Below are 20,172 nucleotides of genomic sequence, written 5' to 3'. Positions count from 1 at the left end.
GCAAATTGTAAGCTTAAATTCAATAATTGGTGGGGAATTCAAAAATTGTAAGGAGAGTTAGGGTTAGCTATTAATCAGCGGGGAGACGGTCCCCGCTGATTAATTTTACTTTATTTAGATTTGTCGGGAACTCTTTTTTCCTATTGCATTTTATGTTCTTTAGATGCTATAATTAACTTCTGTATAAAGTAAAGATAGGTGGTGAGCAATTTTGGGTTATACAAATGTAATACCGTTTAGTAGAGGTGCAGATTTTTATTATGCTCGTGCTAATAACAGTTATTTAAAAAATAACATGGAGGAAGCTATTACTTATTTAAAACGAGCCATTCAGGTTGAACCTGATAATTTGATAAACCAATTTAATTTAGCTTCTATGTTTTCAGAAGTAGAAAAATTTGAAGAATCCAATAAACTTTTGAAATCTATAGTTAAGAAGGATAAAGAAAATAGTATGCCAGAATGTTGGTATTATCTAGCATACAATTATGGGCAAACTGATAATTATATAAAAGTAAAAGAATGTTTAGATAAGTATTTACAGTTGTCACCAAAAGGAGAGTATGCCTCTCAAGCAGAGGAAATACTATCTAACATAAAAAACTTTCAATATGAATTTGAAGCGAAAGATCAACAAGAGTTGCAAAAAATTGAAAAAGTCTGTTCTGATGGTATTAACTTAGTGGAACAAGGAAATTTTGATGAAGCAATTAAAATGTTTAATAAAGCTGTAGATATTAATAAAAACTTTATAGCCCCTAGGAATAATATAGCACTATGCTATTTTTATAAAGGAAATATACAAGAGGCAATTAATACTTGTAAGGAAGCGCTGAAGATTGATGCAGAAAACATTTATTCCCTCAGTAATTTGTTGATTTTTTATTATAAATTAGGCAATGAGGTGGCTTTTAAAAACACTTTAAATAGCCTCACCTCGTTAGAGCCTATGCATATAGATGAAGAAATAAAGTTAGGAATGACATATGGAACGGTAGGGAAGCACAGTTGGGCATATGCTATGTTTAATTCGATTGTAGAAGAGGAGCCTAGAAATTTTCAGATTGTTTACTTTTCTGCTGTTGCAGCTTTTAACATGAGAAAATTTAAGTTGGCCCAAAAGCATCTTAATCGCCTTAAAGAGATTGAACCCCAAAATCCTTACACCGAATTATATGAAGGCTATATAAAAGATATAGTGGAGGGAAAGTCACTATTTAAACCAATTTCATATGAAATTAAATTGCCGTATAATTCTGTGTTAGAAATTATTAAAAAATTGGGTAAAAGTGACGAAGGGCAGCTTAAGAAAACAATTGATGATACAAAGCTTATCGAAGATATAAAATGGGCATTAAAAAAAGAAGAAACTATGACAAAGATTATTATCGACCTAATTGTAAGCATGGGAAATTCTATGCTAAATTCAATTTTGATTGGATTTATCTATGACTTGCAAATTAAGTATGAGGATAGAAATTATGCTTTTAATGAAATGTCAAATCAAGAAATCTCTTTTGCTGAAAGCTCAAACTGGGCGCCAAGATTAAAAAAACAAAAGTTTACTTCTAAACAACAGGAAGTTTTAGAGGAGGCTTTAAAATATTTACAAGGTGAGTTTGATTTAGCACAAGTATATGCTGCTCAGAGTATCTGGCTAGAATTTGTCAAAGAAAATAATCCTATAATAAAAAAGACAGATCTTTGGGCTGCTTCTTTGGTAGTTTTAGTTGTTTTAGAGACCAGTAATTGCGGCGAAGAAACAAAGGGAGAGGTTTTTAACCATTTTTCTGTTAATTGTAAAGGAGTCACCACAAAAGTACGTAAATTAAAGAAAGGTCTGAAAAGCTTTTAAACTTTACCACAACATAAATGTTGTGGTTTTTTATTGCTACAATTTTAATTTAAAATATGATATAATTTACTGACAATAGTAATTTAACTTAATAACTTTTATAAGATGAAATAAATATGATAAGTTCAAAAAAGTTATAGGATTAGAGTGTTTAATTTAAGTGATTGAAAAATATAGGGAAAGTAAAAGAGATAATTTTAAAAAACAAGTTACCGCCGTGGAGATTTTTGAAAAAAACGTCAAATACTTTACCTTAGGTGAAGTGCATAAAATTGGCGACTCACTAACTGTAGACAATCCTAAATTTGTTAATAAACTTGCTAAAGATCTACATAGTTTTAAATGGTCAAAGGTATATCTGGTAGAAAAGTCATAGATTGAAGAAGGTGTTCTTATTGGAAATGTCTTAGACTTTAGTTTTGACTTTCCGGAAGGGAATATAATAGAATCCCAATAACCAATGCTAAATCCAAATTTTTAGCTAGTAAAAACCTATAGATATATCTCAGATTAGAGCCATAGGCGAAGCTGCAATTATTATTTATAAAAGTTAAAGCGTAATATGTGTAACTGGACGAAAGTAAATCTTAAATGTTAAAAAAAGCGCCTTATAAAAAGATATGATTTAGTTTTTATTCCAGTAAACCGGGATATAAGCCCATGAAGTTTTACGTTATGTTAGGAGTTATTAGCTTTCCACAAATCTCAAAAACTAAAGGAGACCAAAATGTTAAATATAGAAATTGTTATTGATGATACCCCTAAAAAATGCTGTTCTAAAGGTGCCAATTGTGAAGAGTTAAAGATTAATAAGGTGATTGACGACTTTAAGTTAGCTAGTAGTAAAGACGTAAATATTAAAATTATAGGTTATGATTATTTTATTAAAAATCATAATAATAAGGAGTTATTATTGGCTGTTGAAAAAAGACTTTTAAGTTTACCGATAGTTCTTGTCAATGGATTACCAAAGCTATTTGGAAAATTTGATTATAAAGATCTTATAGAGGCATGCTCAGCGTAAAAACAAGTTATATCTTTGATGCAATATTTTTAATTTTTGGGTTATACTACATAAAATATAGGAATAATTTAATATAAATGCTTTTAGGAGGTAAGCTATGAGTCATTTACATGTAACTGATGGTGTGCTGGCAATATGGCTTGTGATAAGTTCAAATATCATAGCTTTGTCATTGCTGTTTTTTACAAGTTACAAAGTAATCAAAAAGGAAGATAAGTTTTATAATAATCTAGCAAAGTTAGGTGTAGTTTCTGCTCTTATGCTAATTGCTATGTCGATACCTTTAGGACCAGTTCCTGCTCACTTGAGCTTAATATTAGTAGCAGCTTTGTTATTAGGGCCTGAGCTTGGCTTTATTTCACTTTTTATAGTTAATCTCATTCTTGCTCTATTTGGACATGGAGGTATCACTGTAGTTGGGCTTAACACTATGATAATGGGAGCTGAGTTAGTAATTGGCTATCATTTGTTTAGCTTAATGCTTTCCAAAGTTAGTTGGAGAAAAGCTATAGCGATAGGTGTTTCAATGGGGTTAATAGTATCTGTAATTTTAATGCTTATAACCTTAACTTTTGCCGGACAAGACCTAACAGAAGCTTTTAGCTCCTGTAGTCATGAACCCCAAACTATAGATGAAGGCAATCACTTTCATGGAGGTCTAGTGGCTATATTAGGTATAGTTATGGTTGGTATAATAATAGAAGTTCTTATAGTAACAGCAATTGTAGGGTATATAAGAAAAGTTAGACCCGATTATTTAGTGAAAGGTGGAAGTTAAGCTTTGGATTTAGCCAATTTAGATCACTTAGCAGTGAATAACAAGGCGCCTTTTTGCTTAAGCAGCACTATTGTAAAAGCATTATTTGTAACTATAACAGTAATTCTATTAATAGCTACAAAGTCTACAATTTATCCTTTGATGATATTTTGTATGTTAATTGCCACAATGATGGCAAATAAAGTGCCTTTGCTAAAAGTGCTGCCATTGTTGTTTTATCCTTTCTTTTTTACAGGGCTTTTTACTTTAATATCTGGATTACCACTGAACCAAAGTTTATGGCTTATTTCTAAGTCTTGTGCAATTGCACTAAGTTTAATATTTTTTATAACTACTACACCTTTATATAACTTGTTTGCCATTATGCAAAAAATTCTGCCAACTCTCTTTGTAGACGGGCTTTTCTTCACATATAGGTCGTTTTTTATTTTTCACAATCTTTTTAGCAATCTTTTTACCGTTCTTAAACTCAAAGGAGGCTTTAATCGAAAAAGAATGATACCCAACATGAAAAATATGGGAGCATTAGTGGCAATAACGTTTATAAAAGCTTTGGACTCAGCTCATAATATGGCTGATGCCATGAGAGTTAGGGGATATAGTTGTGGTACTTTAAAAGAAACAGAGAGTTTTAAAGTAAGTGTATGGGATTCTTACCCTATAGGGTTAACTATAATATTTATCCTTAGTTACTTATGGGTTTAATAAGTAGGGGGACATATAAATGGAACAATTAATTTATGCAAAAGATCTTAATTTTACTTACCCAGACAAAACTGATGTAAAAATTAACGGAGAAATATCCGTTAAAAAAAGTCAACGGGTGGTAGTGTTAGGAGCAAACGGCTCGGGAAAAACAACATTGCTAAAAAGTTTAGTAGGAATAACAAAACCAAATAAAGGTAAGTTAAAGGTTTTTGATCTTACCCCTAGTAAAGAGTTTTCACAGTTTAGGTATAAAGTGGGAGTGGTTTTTCAAAATGCCGAAGAACAAATTATAGCACCAACAGTTTATGATGATATAGCTTTGATGCCTAGAGGGGCAGGCTTAAAAGAGTCGGAGATTGCAGAGAAAGTTAACTGGGTGCTAGAAGAATTACAACTTACTCACCTTGTTCATAAGGTTCCCCACTACTTAAGTGGAGGAGAAAAGAAGAAAGTTGTGCTAGCTGGAGCATTAGTTATGAATCCTAAGCTATTAATTTTAGATGAACCTTTTACCGGCTTGGATCCTAAATCCAAAGAAAGTTTGCTTAAGATTATTAATTATTTTAATAAGAAGTATAATACAGCTATAATTACCACCACCCATGATGTAGAGACTGTTTTTGCCATCAGCGATGAGGTATATATAGTAAGCGATGGAGAAGTGATTGCAAGGGGAAATCCTAAGGAGATTTTTGCACAATCAGAAGTCTTAAATAAAGCTAAACTTCTGCAGCCACAACTTCATCAGCTATTTTCTATTTTGATAAAAAGACAACTGCCTTTAAAACATCCCCAAAACGCAAATGACGGCGCAGAGCAAATTTATCAATTGTATACTCAACTAGTGAAACAAAATAAAATATCATCATAGTACAAGGTCTTAGACTATTTTAGTTTAAGACCTTTTTTTAAGTGAAAAGTAAAGGGTTGACATTAGATTATTGTTGCGCTAATATATGACTAAAGGGTAATATAGTCATATAAAAAGGGGAAGTAAAAATGGAAAAAAATCAGTTTCAAAGTCAATTATTAAAAGCACTGGGTCACCCCCTAAGGCTTAAGGTAGTGAAAAAATTATTAAAAGGGGAGCAATGTGTTTGTGAGTTAGCTCCGGCTCTTGATTGTGAGCAATCTAATCTATCAAAGCATTTAGGTGTGCTAAAAAAGGCGGGTATTTTAGTTAGCAAAAAAGACGGACTTAAAGTCATATACATGATTAAGCACAAAGAAATATTATCACTTTTGCAGATTATTGATAACATACAAGAAAAAGAAATAAAAGCATTACAAAGATTATTCTATGAGGAGGAATAACGATGACTTTAATTATTGAGTGGTTTCTAAGTGGTATTAACGAGGTATGGTATTATATGACTAATCATTTTTTAACATGTATATTACCGGCATTTTTTATTGCAGGAGCCATTGCTATGTTTTTATCAAAAAATGCTGTACTTAAATATTTTGGAGCTCAAACAAAAAAATATATTTCATATTCTATAGGTTCGGTATCAGGCATTTTGTTGGCTGTATGTTCTTGTACCATTATTCCTCTTTTTGCAGGAATTTATAAGAGAGGGGCAGGACTTGGTCCGGCTATTGCTTTTTTATACTCAGGACCTGCCATTAACTTACTTGCCATAACCCTTACATCTTCCGTTCTTGGCTGGCAGATGGGTTTGGCTAGAATAATTGGAGCAGTAGTTTTTGCAATTGTTATAGGATTGCTAATGTCTTTAATTTTCCCAGAAGAGCATAAACAGGATAGCAATTTATTCAGTGGGCAACAAGAACAAGAAAAGAGTAAAAAAGCAGTTGCAGGTTTCTTTGCCTTGTTAATAGGAATTTTATTTTTCGGCACATTAGATTATAGTTTTGTATCAAATACTCCCATAGCAGCAGTTTTTGGAACCAGTGAATCAACTTTTACAAGCACGCCGATTGTAGAATTGGTAGTTAAATATACCATCTTAATAGCGTTAATTATTGTAGTTAGTATTGTGACAAAGCGCTTATTTGATAAAGAGGAAAGGCAAGGTTGGGTTGATGAAACCTTTGGATTAATGAAACTTATTTTTCCTATGCTTCTTTTAGGTGTTTTTATTGCGGGGGTTATTAAAGTTGCCATACCCAGTGAAGTTATTACAAGTCTAGTTGGCAGTAATTCACTTGCAGCAAACTTTATAGCGGCAATTTTTGGAATGTTGATGTATTTTTCAACTTTAACAGAAATACCGATATTGGAGAGTTTTATGGATTTAGGTATGGGTCAAGGGCCGGCCCTATCTCTACTTCTTGCTGGTCCTGCTTTAAGCTTACCCAACTTGCTTTCAATAAGGAATGTACTAGGAACAAAAAAAACAGCTGTGTATGCGGGATTGGTGATAGTAATGGCTACTATAGCAGGAATGTTTTTTGGTGCTATAGTAAGTTAATAAAATAAAAAAAGGAGAGATGTTTTATGAAGATTAAAGTATTAGGATCAGGATGTAAAAACTGTGAAGTGGTGGTAGAAAGAGCAAGAGAAGCTTTGACAGAATTAGAAATTGAAGGAGAGGTCTTAAAAGTTACTGACCTTGACGAAATTATTAATCTTGGAGTTATGATGACACCAGGTCTTATTATCAATGATAATATTAAAGTAACTGGCAAGGTTCCAAAAACTAAGGAAATAGTTAAATTTATTGAAGAGGAAATTTAAAAAGAATAAATCCCCCCTTTAGTGACTATTGACTAAAGGGGGGATTTTTCTATAGCGACTTACTTTAGTGTTACTCCCTCTGATTGAAGCTTTTACTTTTTTGCAGTTATATTTTAATAGTTTTAGCAATAGAATGTTGAAAAGGAGGTGTGTAAATTGAATTTTCAAAGAGTGTTTTCAATTATTCTGTTAGCCTTAATAATGGGTAGTTTACTTTACAATTTTTCTTCTGGGAATAAAATGGCAATGACTCAAGAAAGACAACTTCCTATATATAGTGTACAAACAGACAAACCTCAAGTGGCTATCTCTTTTGATGCAGCTTGGGGGGCTGATTACACTAAAGAAATTTTAGATATTTTAGATGAATATGATGTAAAGACTACTTTCTTTTTGGTTGGTTTTTGGGTAGATGAGTACCCTGAGATAGTTAAAGAAATACATAAACGAGGTCATGAAATTGGGAATCACTCCACTACACATCCACAGATGAGCAAGCTTACATCAGAGCAAATAAAAACAGAGTTATTAACAACAGAGGAAAAGATTTATGAGTTAACTGGTCAAAAAGCAAGCATTTTTAGACCACCCTTTGGTGACTATAATGATAATTTAATAAACACAGCAAAGAAAGTAGGTTATCATACAATACAGTGGGATGTAGATTCTTTGGATTGGAAAGAAAGAGGAGTAATGGATATAGTCGAAAGGATAAAAGCCAAGACTTCTGAAGGTTCTATAATTCTGTTTCATAACAATGGTAAGTATACTGCAGAAGCTTTACCTTTGGTTTTAGATTATCTTATAAAAGATAGAGGTTGGGAAGTTGTTCCTATTTCTGAGTTGATATACAAACAAAATTATTATATAGATCATCAAGGGCAGCAAATCAAAAAATAATTGGGGGGATGGTAATGGGAGGAGAAGTGAACAAATTAATAATATTAACAGTGATTGCAGTTATCAGTACTTATATAATGTCAAACTCCATGTTAGCTCTTATTGCTCAGCATGGTAATGCCCCAACAGCCACTGAACAGGTATCAGCTTCCCCAAACAATAAGGATGAGGAAAAAGACGAAAGTGGACAAGTTGAACAAAAAGACGTAAAAGAAGAAACAATATACGTGATTCAAAATGGCGTTTTTGAAAGTGAGGAGGGAGCAGGAAATTTAGTAGATGCAATTAATTATCATGGTTTTCCGTCCTTTAAGGTAAAAGAGGATGGTGAATACAAAGTTTATTCTAATATTAACAATACAGAAGATGTTATTCGTACAATTCAAAAGCAGCAAAAGGATAAAGGGATAGATAATTACTTAGTAAGTCAAGAAGTAAGTTTTAATAAAAATGAAGAAGCAAAATATCTTTTTCAGTTGGTAGATGGACAAGAGAGTGAAATTGATGTTCCTGAAGGCTCATCGGATGTCATTTTAGAAATTATTACAAACTATACCAAGTGGAAAGAGTCAGAAGAACTAATATATAAAAACACATACCATAAGTTGATATTTGAAACATTATTTTAACATAATGACTGACAAAAAAAATATTGATATATGCACCTGTGGATGATATAATTTTAGCAAGTATCAGGTTGCATTTTTTTTAGAAATTATAGTGAAATGTTTCACAGGAGGAGAGTATATGAATTTAAAAAAAGTTAACCAACTTGTAGAAGGAAAAGTAGTGGCAGGTGAAGAATTCCTAAATAGAGAGATAAAAGCTGCTTATGGTGCTGACCTTTTAAGTGATGTACTTGCTTTTACTGAAAGTAATACACTACTATTAACTGGGTTAGTTAATAGCCAAGTGGTTAGAACTGCGGAGATGCTTGATTTAAGTGGTATAGTAGTAGTTAGAGGAAAAATAGAAACTGTAGAAGACCATACTTTAGAGTTAGCCGAAGAGTGTAATATAACTATAATTGCCACTGAGAAAACCATGTTTGAAAGTTGTGGAATATTATTTCACCATGGTTTAAAACCTTGTGGTTACGCAAATTAAGGTGGAAAAAAATTATGGAAACTTTAAAAGTTGTTTGGCAAGTAGAAAAGATGGATTTTACTAGAGCAGGTGAAGGTTCAAGTAAGATTAAAAAGATGTTGCATCAATTCAGTATTCGACCGGACATTATGAGAAGAGTCGCAATAATTAGCTATGAGGCAGAAGTGAATCTTGTTATTCATAGCTTTGGTGGTGTGCTCCAAGGAGAAGTATTTCCCGATAAGGTTGTGGTTACTGCAAAAGATAAGGGTCCAGGTATAGAAGACCTTTCTAAAGCCATGAAAGCAGGTTTTTCAACCGCTCCTCTTGAAGTTAGAGAGCTGGGTTTTGGTGCCGGGATGGGTTTGCCCAATATCAAGCGCAGCGCAGATAAGCTGGATTTACAGTCCAGTGAAGAAGAGGGGACAGAGTTAGTGGCCACGGTGTATTTAAGTTAACTATTTAATACAAGGAGGGGGATAATGTCTAATTTCCATTCTGTAAATCTTAGAGAGGGATTGTGCAATGGTTGCACAGCTTGTGTTACAGTCTGCCCCACTGAAGCAGTGCGCGTTAATTCTCAAAAGGCAGAAATCATGACAACTAGATGTACCGACTGTGGTGCTTGCCTAAGGGCTTGCCCAAACCATGCAAAAACCGGTAGAGTTGATAATATGAAGGATTTAGATAATTATAAGTATAAAATTGCCCTTCCAGATCCTGCAATATTTGGGCAATTTGCTCCTGATGTTCAGCCTGAAAGGATATTAGGTAGTTTTTTATCTCTAGGGTTTGATGAAGTTTTTGATGTAGCTACTGCTTGTGATTTAGTTTCTAAAAAAATCAAAGAAAAAATAGTAAAAACTAACCACCCGCTAATATCAGCTTCTTGTCCCGCTGTTATCCGTTTAATACAAGCTTTATATCCAGATTTAATTAAAAATTTGGTTACAATCGAAGCTCCTTTGGAAGTGGCAGGGCAATTAGCAAGAAAAAAGGCTATAGAACGAGGGCTAGATTCTGAAGACATAGGGATTTTTTATATTTCACCATGCCCGGCAAAGGTGACGGCTGTAAAAAGACCTGTGGCTAGAAAGAAGTCCAGTGTCAATAAAGTATTATCTATAGTGGATTTATACGGCAATATATTAAAATTTGCTAACATGAAAAATACAAAAACCCTACAATTAAAAGCTTCAGGCAAAGGGTATGGTTGGGCTAGAGCAGGAGGAGAATCTCTGGCAGTGGGAGCATATAATAATGTTGTGGTTGACGGTATTGAACATGTAACAAAGGTATTAGGTGAGATAGAAATAGGTAAACTACCTAATGTTGATTATATAGAGTGTTGGGCTTGTGTAGGAGGGTGTGTAGGTGGTCCACTGGTGGTGGAAAATCCTTTTATTGCAAGAGTGAAAATTAGAAAAAAGGCAGAATTGCTTAATAATAATGTACAAAGTAGTGGAATCGATAAATTAGACCACTCTATCTTTGAGTGGGAAGAAGAAATTAAACCACGGCAAATTATGTCGTTAGACAATAACATGACTGTAGCGATAAGTAAAGGTAAAAAGCTACAGGAAATTTTAAGTAAACTACCTGGATATGACTGTGGTGCCTGTGGTGCACCAACGTGCAGAGCACACGCAGAAGATTTTGTTCAAGGTAGTATCCAGTCCACAAGATGTGTGTTTAAAAAATAATAATACTCTTTTATGAATGTGAGGGGATAAAATGGTGTTAAAAGATCTGGTAGACAAATTAAACTTAATAGAGGTAAATGTTTGTGATTCAAGCTCAGAGGTAAAAGGTGGACTATGTACTGATTTGTTAAGTTTAGTTTTTTCTCATAGTAGTCCAGGTAGCATTTGGGTAACACACCAAAATCACCCTAATATTATTGCTGTAGCGCTACTTGCCGAGTTATCTGCAATTATTGTTGTAGGGGAAGTGGAAGAAGAAACCATCAAAGCTGCTAAAGAAAAGGGAATGAATGTTTTTTCTACACAAAAGTCTTTGTTCGATATAGTAGGCAAATTATACTCTTTAGGAGTAAGCACTGAAAATGCCTCTGTATAAAGGGGATTTACACATTCACACTGTGTTATCTCCATGTTCAGATTTATCTATGGGTCCTAAAGATATAATTAGTGTTGCAAAAGATAGAGGTATTGATATTATAGGCATAACAGATCATAATTCAGCTAAGAACTTGCAAGCTTTTGATGAAATTGCAAAACTTGATAAAGATATTAGTATATTATTTGGAATAGAAGTAGAAACTTTTGAAGAAATACACGTTCTATGTTTTTTTGAAACCCTAGAAACTATTTTAGATTTTGATGCAATAATTTACGCTAGTTTACAAAACATAAGTAACAAACCGGACTTTTTTGGGGAGCAAATAATTGTTAACCAAAAAGAAGAAATAATAGGCTATGAAGAAACACTTTTGCTACAGAGATCCAACTTAACATTAAACCAAATTGCTGCTAAGGTTATTCAATTTGGTGGCATGATTGTTCCAGCACATGTAGATAGAAAAAGCAATGGTTTACTTACGAATTTAGGTTTTATACCTGAAGATATAAAATTCGACGCCATAGAGATTAGTGCTAAATCTGAAATAAAAGAATTAGCATTATCTAATCCAACTTTAAAAGGGCAAAACCTAATTACTAGTTCTGATGCTCACAGTTTAAATGAGGTAGGAAAGGTTTCAATTTATTTTGATGTACCTAAGCCGACCTTTGGTAATATAAAATTAGCTTTTTTAAATCAACTTGGCAGGAGGTGGTGGATTCCAAGTGAGTAGTACCATAGTTACACTGGAAAAGATGAAAGGAGTGGGAAAAATGGAAAATGTAAACAAATGCTGTTGTGGAAGTGAAAATGAAAAAGATGAAAAAAAGATTGAACTGGAAAAATTGTTTGAGCAGTATAAAGGAAAAAAAGGTGCACTAATCCCAGTGCTTCAAAAAGCACAAGATATTTATGGTTATCTACCAAAAGAGGTTATAGCTGATATTGCCGATGGATTAGACTTACCATTAAGCCAAGTTTATGGAGTGTGTACATTCTACTCCCAATTCCACCTAAATCCTAGGGGTGAAAACATTATAAGAGTGTGTATGGGGACAGCCTGTCATGTAAGAGGAGCAGACAAAGTTTTAGATAGATTACAAGAGGAACTTGGTGTTGAGCCAGGTGGCACCACTGAAGACCTGAAGTTTACTTTAGAATCAGTTGCATGTATAGGAGCTTGCGGTTTGGCGCCTGTAATAATGGTTAATGATAATACCCATGGAAGATTAAATGCTGATTCTGTATCAGAAGTTTTAAAGAAGTATAGAAAATAAATGCAAGATGTGTCTCATGTTATTTTAGATTTAGTACAAAACTCTGTATCTGCTAAGGCTGATAAGGTTGAAATAAAGCTTACTGCTTCTAAAAGGCAAGATTTGTTATCTGTATTGATTTCTGATAATGGCAAAGGTATGGATGAGGAACAAGTTAGAAAAGCAACTAATCCATTTTATTCCACCCGAGAAACTAGAGATATTGGTTTAGGGTTACCTTTTGCCAAAATGATGGCGGAACAAGCTAATGGAGATTTTAAAATATTATCCAAGCCTAGTAAAGGAACAAATGTTTACTTTTCTTTTAGGTTATCACATTGGGATTGTCCGCCTATTGGAGATTTGTCAGCAACTTTTGTGTCGCTCTTTATATTTCATAAAGAAATTTTGGTAATTTTTAAAGTGAAGAGTGATGATGGAAGTTTTACTTTAAGCAATCAAGAAATATACAAGGAACTATCAGCTAGCCAAATCACAGAACAGTGGGTAATAGAGTGGGTAAGAGAGTATTTTGAGAAAAACTTGGTGAATACTTTGAAGGAGGGATAGCTGTGAGTAAAAAAATTAATTCTTTGGAAGACTTAAGAAAACTGAGAGCTGAAAAAGAAAAACTTACATCTCCAAGGGAAGGAGATAATATTCAAGTTATTGTTGGTATGGGAACTTGCGGTATAGCAGCAGGTGCTAGAGATGCAATGCTTGCGCTGCTAGATGAAATTAACAAAAAAAACTTGAAGGTAAATGTAACTCAAACAGGATGTATAGGCATGTGTGAAAAGGAACCACTTATTGATGTAATAGTTCCTGGAAAGTCTAGAATAACCTATGGAAACGTAACGGCTGATGTGGCAAAAAATATAGTATCTCAACATTTAGCAAATGGGCAAATAGTGCAGCAAAATGTTGTAGGAAAAATAGAAGAGTAGGGGGGTAAAAAAATGGAACTTTATAGAGGTCATATACTAATTTGCTCAGGAACTGGTTGTATTTCTTCGGGAGCGAATAGTATTAAAGATGCTTTTGAGCAACAATTAGCAGAAAAGGACTTAGCCAAGGAATTTAAGGTTATTGAAACTGGGTGTCATGGTTTTTGTGAGATGGGTCCTATAGCTATTGTTTATCCTGAAGGAACTTTTTATTGTAGATTGGAAGATGAAGATGTTAAGACCATAGTAGATGAACACTTGATTAAAGGAAGGTTAGTGCAGGACAAGCTTTATAACCCACCCCATAGTGAAGACAAAATTCCATCTTATAAAGAAATTGCTTTTTATAAAAAACAGCACCGCATAGCTCTTAGAAACTGCGGGTATGTAAATCCCGAGGATATTGATGAATATATAGTTAAAGGTGGCTATGAAGCTTTAGGTAAAGTTTTAACTGAATTGACTCCAGACCAGGTTATAGATGATATGAAAAAATCCGGGTTAAGAGGTCGAGGCGGCGGTGGATTTCCTACGGGCTTAAAATGGGAGTTTACTAGCAAGTCTGAAAGTGATAAGAAATATATGATTTGTAACGCTGACGAAGGAGATCCTGGTGCTTTTATGGATAGAAGTATACTAGAGGGAGACCCCCATAGTATCATAGAAGGCATGGTGATAGGTGGCTATGCTACAGGAGCTGATGAGGGGTATATATATATAAGAGCAGAGTATCCATTAGCAATTAATAGATTGAAAACTGCTCTAGATCAGGCTAGAGAATATGGAATGTTAGGGGAAAATATTTTAGGGACTGGCTTTAATTTTGAACTGCATATTAAAGAAGGGGCTGGAGCCTTTGTGTGCGGTGAAGAAACTGCTTTAATGCACTCAATTGAAGGCAAAAGAGGAATGCCTAGACCAAGACCTCCTTTCCCTGCTGTAAAAGGCTTATGGGAAAAACCCTCAAATATAAATAACGTAGAGACCTTTGCTAATGTTCCTGTTATTTTTGAAAAAGGTGCTGACTGGTTTGCTAGCTTAGGTACTGAAAAAAGTAAAGGTACTAAGGTGTTCGCTTTAACTGGTAAAATTAATAATACAGGTTTAGCAGAAGTGCCAATGGGTATTACAGTAAGAGAAATAATTTATGACATCGGTGGTGGCATTACTGATAACAAGAAATTTAAAGCAGTGCAAATTGGTGGGCCCTCAGGTGGTTGTTTGCCAGAAAATCTTATAGACCTTCCTGTAGACTATGATTCTTTAATCGAAGCTGGAGCAATGATGGGCTCTGGTGGATTGGTTGTAATGGATGAAGATACATGTATGGTTGACCTAGCAAGATTCTTTTTAAACTTTACTCAAGATGAGTCTTGTGGTAAATGTACCCCATGTAGAGAAGGTACAAAGCGGATGTTAGAGATTCTTGAAAGAATAGTTGATGGAGAAGGTAGAAAAGGAGATATAGAGTTACTTGAAGAGTTAGGTGAAACGATTAAAACCACTTCTCTTTGTGGACTTGGACAAACAGCGCCTAACCCTGTACTAAGTACTCTAAAATACTTCAGAGATGAGTATGAAGCTCACATAAATGATGAAAGATGCCCTGCAGGTGCATGTTCTGCTTTAGCGAAATATGTTATTGATCAAGATTTATGTAAGAAATGTACACTTTGTACTAAGGTTTGCCCAGTAAGTGCAATTGAAGGGAAACCTAAGGAAGTTCATAAAATTGACCCAGAAGTTTGTACAGCTTGTGGAGTTTGTGTAGAAAAGTGTAAGTTTGATGCTATAAAAAAAGGTTAAAAAGGAAGGGATAACAGTGGAGACTATTACAGTAACAATTGATGGTAAAAGGATTTCCGTGTCTAAAGACAGCACGATTTTGGATGCGGCAAAGAAGGCTGATATTGAAATACCTACTTTCTGTCATCACCCTCATATCTCCAATTCAGGAGCATGTCGTATGTGCGTAGTAGAGGTAGAGGGAAGCAACACCCTTGCAGCATCTTGTGTTTTCCCTGTAAATGATGGAATGAATATTAACACAAAAAGTGAAAAGGTGAAACAAGCCCGTAAAACTCTTTTGGAGCTACTTTTAGCTAACCATCCAGCTGACTGTATGACCTGTGAAGCTTCTGGTACCTGTAAACTAATGGAGTATAGCTACGATTATGGAGTAGCAGATAGTAGATTTGAAGGTGCTAGAACTGATAAGCTACACATGGATGATAATTCTTTTTTTGAAAGAGATTATGAGAAGTGTATTTTATGTGGTCGTTGTGTAAGGATCTGTGATGAGGTTCAGGGTAATAATGTAATAGACTTCACTAATAGAGGATTTAACACCACCGTCTCTGCACCTTTTGATGAGGAGCTGGACTTGGGCAACTGTGTTTATTGTGGGCAGTGTATCTCTGTTTGTCCAACAGGAGCACTATACTCAAAAGTTTCTAAAGGAAGAGCTAGGGCTTGGGAAAAGGAAAAAGTTCTTACAACATGCGGATATTGTGGAGTAGGTTGCAACTTTTATTTAGAAGTTAAAGATGATGAAGTAGTGGGTGTTGACTCTCATATTGACAGTCAAGTTAATCAAGGGAATTTATGTGTAAAAGGTAGATTTGGTTGGGACTTTGTAAATAGTCCAGAGCGTTTAAAACAACCTTTGGTTCGTAAAAATGGGAAGCTTGAGCCTAGCACTTGGCATGAAGCCATTGAACTGATTAGTTCTAAACTTCAGGATATAAAAAAAGAGCATGGTCCTAATGCAATAGGTGGCTTAGCTTCCGCCAGATGTACTAACGAAGAAAATTACTTGTTCCAAAAGTTATTTAGAGCTGAGCTGGGAACAAACAGTATTGATCATTGCGCGCGACTCTGACACGCCCCTACTGTGGCTGGTCTAGCCACCTCATTTGGTAGTGGTGCAATGACAAATACTATTGCAGAAATTGAAGATACAAATGCTATCTTAATAATTGGGTCAAACACCACAGAAGCTCACCCTGTAATAGGCATTAGAGTTAAAAAGGCTGTTAAAAAAGGTGCTAAACTAGTGGTTGTTGATCCAAGAAAGATTGAACTTTCTAATTATGCTGATGTATTTTTACAAATAAAGCCTGGCACTAATGTAGCTATCTTAAACGGTCTTCTTCATGTGATTATAAGAGACGGATTGATTGATGAGAGTTATATTAAAGCTAGAACTGAGGATTTTGAAGATGTAGCAGAAAAAGTTAAAGAATATACTCCAGAAAAAGTTGCTAAAATTTGTGATGTAAAAGCTGAAGACATAGTAAAGGCTGCTCATTGCTATGGAGAAGCGGAAGCTGCTTCTATTCTTTATACAATGGGTATTACTCAACATACGACTGGAACAGATAGTGTATTGGCTATAGCAAATATGGCTTTGGCTACTGGGAATGTTGGTAAAGAAAATGCTGGTGTTAACCCACTGCGGGGGCAGAACAATGTTCAAGGTGCCTGTGATATGGGAGCATTGCCAGTCGTTTACACTGGTTACCAAGCAGTTGCAGACGATAAAACTAGAGAAAGATTTGAGAAGTACTGGGGCAAAAAACTTCCAAGTGAGCCAGGGTTAACAATCTCCGGCATGATTAAAGCAGCCAGTGAGCAGAATCTGAAGGCTATGTATGTAATGGGAGAAAATCCAGTGCTAACTGATCCAGATTCTAACCATGTAATAGATGCTTTAAATAACGTAGATCTTTTAGTGGTTCAAGACATCTTTTTAACTGAAACCGCAGAGTTAGCTGATGTTGTCCTTCCTGCAGTGTCTTTTGCTGAAAAGGATGGAACGTTTACAAACACTGAAAGAAGAGTACAAAGGGTAAGAAAAGCTGTGAGTCCTAGAGGTGAATCTAAATCTGATTGGGAAATTTTACAGCTGATTGCAAGTTCTTTAGGTGCTAACTGGAGCTATGAAAGCGCTGAGGACATTATGGAGGAGATATCAAAAGTAACTCCTTCTTATGGTGGAATTTCTTATGAAAGGTTAAAGGAACATGGTTTACATTGGCCTTGTCCATCACCTGAGCATCCTGGAACGCCTTATCTTCACAAGGATAAATTTGCTAAAGGTAAAGGGAAATTCTCAGCTGTAGATCATAAAGATTCCCAAGAAACTCCAACAGAAGATTATCCATTTATTTTGACTACTGGGCGTCACCTATATCACTACCACTCAGGTTCTATGACAAGAAGGTCTGTTGGTCTTCAAGAACATAGGCCTCATGAACTAATGGAAATTAACCCGAAAGATGCTGCTGAGCTTGGATTGGCAGAAGGTGATACTGCAAAAGTAATTTCTCGCAGAGGAGAAGTAACAACGAAGGTTCAGGTAACAGAAAAAGTAGATCCTAAAGTAGTATTTATGACATTCCACTACGCAGAAAGTGCTGCAAATGTACTTACGAACTCTGCAGTTGACCCAAAAGCGCAGACACCAGAATTAAAATCATGTTCTGTTAGGGTTGAAAAAGCTTAATTTAATTTGTAAAATAACATTATATTGTAAGTTAAAGGAAACCCTAATGACAACAAGGGTTTCCTTTTTTAAACTATACTTAAAAAGCTTGTGTTTTTATTTACAAATTTAAAAAACTTATGGTAATATAAAGAAGTAACTTTTAATATATTGATTTAATTCAAAATGAGGAGGATTATTTATGGATAAATATCAAAAAATTCCAGATGTAGTTATAAAAAGACTACCGATATACTTACGCTATTTAGATCAACTAAGTGCTATGGACGTAGAAACCGTATCTTCACAACAGATGGGTGATGATTTAAATCTTAATCCAGCTCAAATAAGAAAAGACCTATCTATATTTGGTGATTTCGGTGTAAAAGGTATGGGGTATCGAGTTTCAGATCTCTCTGAAAAATTGAGGAGCATACTAGGACTTGATAAAGAAATACCAATTATTTTAGTGGGAGTTGGAAACCTGGGCGCGGCCTTGTGTCAATACAACAGATATCAAAGTCCGAGCACTAGAATAGTTTCGGTATTTGATGGCCATCCATCTAAGGTAGGCCAAACTGTTGGGAGTATGGTAGTAAAGCCTATGGAAGATATGGAAGATTTTGTGCAGCAAAATAAAGTAAAGATGGGTATAATTACTGTTCCATCACAAGCTGCACAAAAAGTGGCTGATCAGATGATTGAATCAGGGATAACAGTAATATTAAATTTTGCTCCTACTTTGATACATGTCCCTTCAAATGTTAAGGTGCAGAACTCTGATGTTACAACTGAGTTACAAGCCTTATCGTATTACTTATAATATAAATATTACCCTTTTCTAAAAGGTTTTTATCCCTTAATATAGAATATAGCAAATGGAATAACATTACTTTAAGGGAGGAAATAATAGTGGACAGCATAAGAAAAGAAAAAGATTTGTTGGGTGAAAAAGAGATAAGTAATGAAATGTACTATGGTATTCAAACTCAAAGGGCTATGGAAAACTTTCCCATTACTGGGTATAAGCCGCATCCAACCCTAATTCATGCTTTAGCTATTGTAAAAAAGTCTGCAGCAGAGGCTAACATGGAAGTTGGTCGTTTAAATAAAAAAATAGGGCAGGCAATTTGTCAAGCGTGCGAAGAAATAATTCAAGGTGATCTTCACCAATATTTTGTAGTAGACGCCATTCAAGGCGGTGCAGGGACATCTATGAATATGAATGCTAATGAAGTAATAGCTAACAGGGCCATTGAATTACTAGGTGGTACTAAAGGAGAATATTTAAAAGTATCTCCAAACACTCACGTTAATATGGCTCAGTCAACTAATGATGCTTTTCCAACTGCTATAACGATAGCTTCTTTAAAATTAGCAAGTGGTGTGTTAGCTTCACTAAACCATTTAGTTGAAGCTTTAAAAGAAAAAGAAGCTGAGTTTGATGAAGTTCTTAAAATGGGGAGAACACACTTGCAAGATGCAGTACCGATTAGGCTTGGGCAAGAATTTGGAGCTTATGCTAAAGTGCTTTCTAGAGATATAAAAAGAATTGAGAATTCGTTAGAAGATCTTAAAGAAATAAACATGGGGGCAACAGCAGTAGGTACCGGATTAAATGCTGATCCTAAGTATATTGAAGTTGTTGTAGAAAGAATTACTAAAAATAGTGGGATAGAATTTATGACAGCTTCTAACCTAGTTGATTCTACTCAGAATACTGATGCTTACGTATCCGTTTCTGCAGCTTTAAAAATATGTGCTGTAAATTTATCAAAAATGGCCAATGATTTACGCTTGCTTTCTTCTGGCCCCAAATGTGGTTTAAATGAGATTAACTTACCACCAGTACAACCTGGTTCATCTATTATGCCTGGCAAGGTAAATCCTGTTATGGCTGAAGTTGTAAATCAAGTGGCATTTCAAATAATGGGAAATGATCATACCATTTGCTTGGCTTCTGAAGCTGGCCAATTAGAACTTAATGTTATGGAGCCAGTGCTAACTTTCAACTTGCTACAATCATTAGATATTCTAAGAAATGTAACCACAGTATTTGCTGACAAGTGTATTAAAGGAATTACTGTAAATGAAGAAAGGTGTAAAAAGTTAGTGGAAGGAAGTATAGGTATAGTAACTGCTATAAACCCTCATGTTGGTTATGAGACTGCTTCTACAGTAGCAAAAGAAGCTATAAAAACTGGTAGACCTATTAAAGAAATAGTATTAGAAAGAGGGATATTATCAGAAGAAGAACTAGAAAAAATTCTTAACCCTTATGATATGACTAGGCCAGGAATTTCTGGTTCAGAACTGTTAAAATAGTTTTAGATTATAAAGTTAATGTTA

At 34.7% G+C, this 20,172-nt stretch carries 23 protein-coding genes; all 23 read left to right on the top strand.

Features of this window, described 5'->3' with window-relative positions:
* Nucleotides 1-211 precede the first annotated feature (211 nt).
* The 23 genes from PRVXT_RS09140 (at nt 212) to aspA (ending at nt 20,148) form a co-directional block, all read left to right on the top strand.
* Complete coding sequence (locus PRVXT_RS09140) at nt 212-1,855, top strand: tetratricopeptide repeat protein (RefSeq protein ID WP_350342575.1); 1,644 nt, start codon at nt 212-214, stop codon at nt 1,853-1,855.
* Between the two features lie 160 nt (nt 1,856-2,015).
* Nucleotides 2,016-2,231, top strand: a complete 216-nt coding sequence (locus PRVXT_RS09135; RefSeq protein WP_350342574.1) for a hypothetical protein — start codon at nt 2,016-2,018, stop codon at nt 2,229-2,231.
* Nucleotides 2,232-2,582: 351 nt separating this feature from the next.
* Entirely contained in the window at nt 2,583-2,879 is a 297-nt protein-coding gene (locus tag PRVXT_RS09130) for a hypothetical protein (RefSeq protein ID WP_350342573.1), read from the top strand.
* Between the two features lie 97 nt (nt 2,880-2,976).
* Nucleotides 2,977-3,657: an energy-coupling factor ABC transporter permease gene (locus tag PRVXT_RS09125; protein ID WP_350342572.1), complete on the top strand. Its 681-nt coding sequence runs from the start codon at nt 2,977-2,979 to the stop codon at nt 3,655-3,657.
* A gap of 3 nt (nt 3,658-3,660) precedes the next feature.
* Nucleotides 3,661-4,362 carry an energy-coupling factor transporter transmembrane component T gene (locus PRVXT_RS09120; RefSeq protein ID WP_350342571.1) on the top strand — a complete coding sequence of 234 codons (702 nt, stop codon included), beginning with the start codon at nt 3,661-3,663 and terminating at the stop codon, nt 4,360-4,362.
* Nucleotides 4,363-4,381: 19 nt separating this feature from the next.
* Nucleotides 4,382-5,236 carry an energy-coupling factor ABC transporter ATP-binding protein gene (locus PRVXT_RS09115; RefSeq protein WP_350342570.1) on the top strand — a complete coding sequence of 285 codons (855 nt, stop codon included), beginning with the start codon at nt 4,382-4,384 and terminating at the stop codon, nt 5,234-5,236.
* Between the two features lie 128 nt (nt 5,237-5,364).
* On the top strand, nt 5,365-5,679 hold the full coding sequence (locus PRVXT_RS09110; protein ID WP_350342569.1) for an ArsR/SmtB family transcription factor: 315 nt from the start codon (nt 5,365-5,367) through the stop codon (nt 5,677-5,679).
* Between the two features lie 2 nt (nt 5,680-5,681).
* Nucleotides 5,682-6,800, top strand: coding sequence for a permease (locus PRVXT_RS09105; RefSeq protein ID WP_350342568.1), 1,119 nt, complete (start codon nt 5,682-5,684; stop codon nt 6,798-6,800).
* Nucleotides 6,801-6,826: 26 nt separating this feature from the next.
* Nucleotides 6,827-7,066, top strand: a complete 240-nt coding sequence (locus PRVXT_RS09100; RefSeq protein ID WP_350342567.1) for a thioredoxin family protein — start codon at nt 6,827-6,829, stop codon at nt 7,064-7,066.
* Nucleotides 7,067-7,222: 156 nt separating this feature from the next.
* A complete protein-coding gene (locus tag PRVXT_RS09095; RefSeq protein ID WP_434064291.1) occupies nt 7,223-7,966 on the top strand; it encodes a polysaccharide deacetylase family protein in 744 nt (247 codons plus the stop codon).
* 14 nt (nt 7,967-7,980) lie between these two features.
* Nucleotides 7,981-8,595: a hypothetical protein gene (locus PRVXT_RS09090; RefSeq protein WP_350342565.1), complete on the top strand. Its 615-nt coding sequence runs from the start codon at nt 7,981-7,983 to the stop codon at nt 8,593-8,595.
* 118 nt (nt 8,596-8,713) lie between these two features.
* Nucleotides 8,714-9,073 carry a hypothetical protein gene (locus PRVXT_RS09085; RefSeq protein WP_350342564.1) on the top strand — a complete coding sequence of 120 codons (360 nt, stop codon included), beginning with the start codon at nt 8,714-8,716 and terminating at the stop codon, nt 9,071-9,073.
* Between the two features lie 14 nt (nt 9,074-9,087).
* Nucleotides 9,088-9,510, top strand: coding sequence for an ATP-binding protein (locus tag PRVXT_RS09080; RefSeq protein ID WP_350342563.1), 423 nt, complete (start codon nt 9,088-9,090; stop codon nt 9,508-9,510).
* A gap of 24 nt (nt 9,511-9,534) precedes the next feature.
* On the top strand, nt 9,535-10,755 hold the full coding sequence (locus PRVXT_RS09075; RefSeq protein ID WP_350342562.1) for a [Fe-Fe] hydrogenase large subunit C-terminal domain-containing protein: 1,221 nt from the start codon (nt 9,535-9,537) through the stop codon (nt 10,753-10,755).
* 31 nt (nt 10,756-10,786) lie between these two features.
* Nucleotides 10,787-11,131 carry an AraC family transcriptional regulator gene (locus tag PRVXT_RS09070; RefSeq protein ID WP_350342561.1) on the top strand — a complete coding sequence of 115 codons (345 nt, stop codon included), beginning with the start codon at nt 10,787-10,789 and terminating at the stop codon, nt 11,129-11,131.
* Nucleotides 11,118-11,867 (top strand): PHP domain-containing protein, encoded by a 750-nt coding sequence (locus PRVXT_RS09065; protein ID WP_350342560.1) that lies wholly within the window; start codon nt 11,118-11,120, stop codon nt 11,865-11,867. Before PRVXT_RS09070 ends, PRVXT_RS09065 begins: the two co-directional genes overlap by 14 nt.
* A 40-nt stretch (nt 11,868-11,907) precedes the next feature.
* Nucleotides 11,908-12,411 carry an NADH-quinone oxidoreductase subunit NuoE gene (gene nuoE, locus PRVXT_RS09060; RefSeq protein WP_350345141.1) on the top strand — a complete coding sequence of 168 codons (504 nt, stop codon included), beginning with the start codon at nt 11,908-11,910 and terminating at the stop codon, nt 12,409-12,411.
* Between the two features lie 9 nt (nt 12,412-12,420).
* A complete protein-coding gene (locus PRVXT_RS09055; protein WP_350342559.1) occupies nt 12,421-12,960 on the top strand; it encodes an ATP-binding protein in 540 nt (179 codons plus the stop codon).
* Nucleotides 12,961-12,962: 2 nt separating this feature from the next.
* Nucleotides 12,963-13,337, top strand: a complete 375-nt coding sequence (locus PRVXT_RS09050; RefSeq protein ID WP_350342558.1) for a (2Fe-2S) ferredoxin domain-containing protein — start codon at nt 12,963-12,965, stop codon at nt 13,335-13,337.
* Between the two features lie 12 nt (nt 13,338-13,349).
* Nucleotides 13,350-15,143: an NADH-quinone oxidoreductase subunit NuoF gene (nuoF, locus tag PRVXT_RS09045; RefSeq protein ID WP_350342557.1), complete on the top strand. Its 1,794-nt coding sequence runs from the start codon at nt 13,350-13,352 to the stop codon at nt 15,141-15,143.
* A 16-nt stretch (nt 15,144-15,159) separates the two neighbouring features.
* A complete protein-coding gene (fdhF, locus tag PRVXT_RS09040; protein WP_350342556.1) occupies nt 15,160-17,844 on the top strand; it encodes a formate dehydrogenase subunit alpha in 2,685 nt (894 codons plus the stop codon).
* A 181-nt stretch (nt 17,845-18,025) separates the two neighbouring features.
* Nucleotides 18,026-18,646, top strand: coding sequence for a redox-sensing transcriptional repressor Rex (locus PRVXT_RS09035; RefSeq protein WP_350342555.1), 621 nt, complete (start codon nt 18,026-18,028; stop codon nt 18,644-18,646).
* Nucleotides 18,647-18,744: 98 nt separating this feature from the next.
* Nucleotides 18,745-20,148 (top strand): aspartate ammonia-lyase, encoded by a 1,404-nt coding sequence (gene aspA / locus PRVXT_RS09030; RefSeq protein ID WP_350345140.1) that lies wholly within the window; start codon nt 18,745-18,747, stop codon nt 20,146-20,148.
* Nucleotides 20,149-20,172 lie beyond the last annotated feature (24 nt).

The organism is Proteinivorax tanatarense (assembly GCF_040267685.1).
GTDB lineage: Bacteria > Bacillota > Proteinivoracia > Proteinivoracales > Proteinivoracaceae > Proteinivorax > Proteinivorax tanatarense.
The sequence above is the reverse complement of the archived record's forward strand: the minus strand, read 5'-3'. Positions and strand labels throughout refer to the sequence as shown.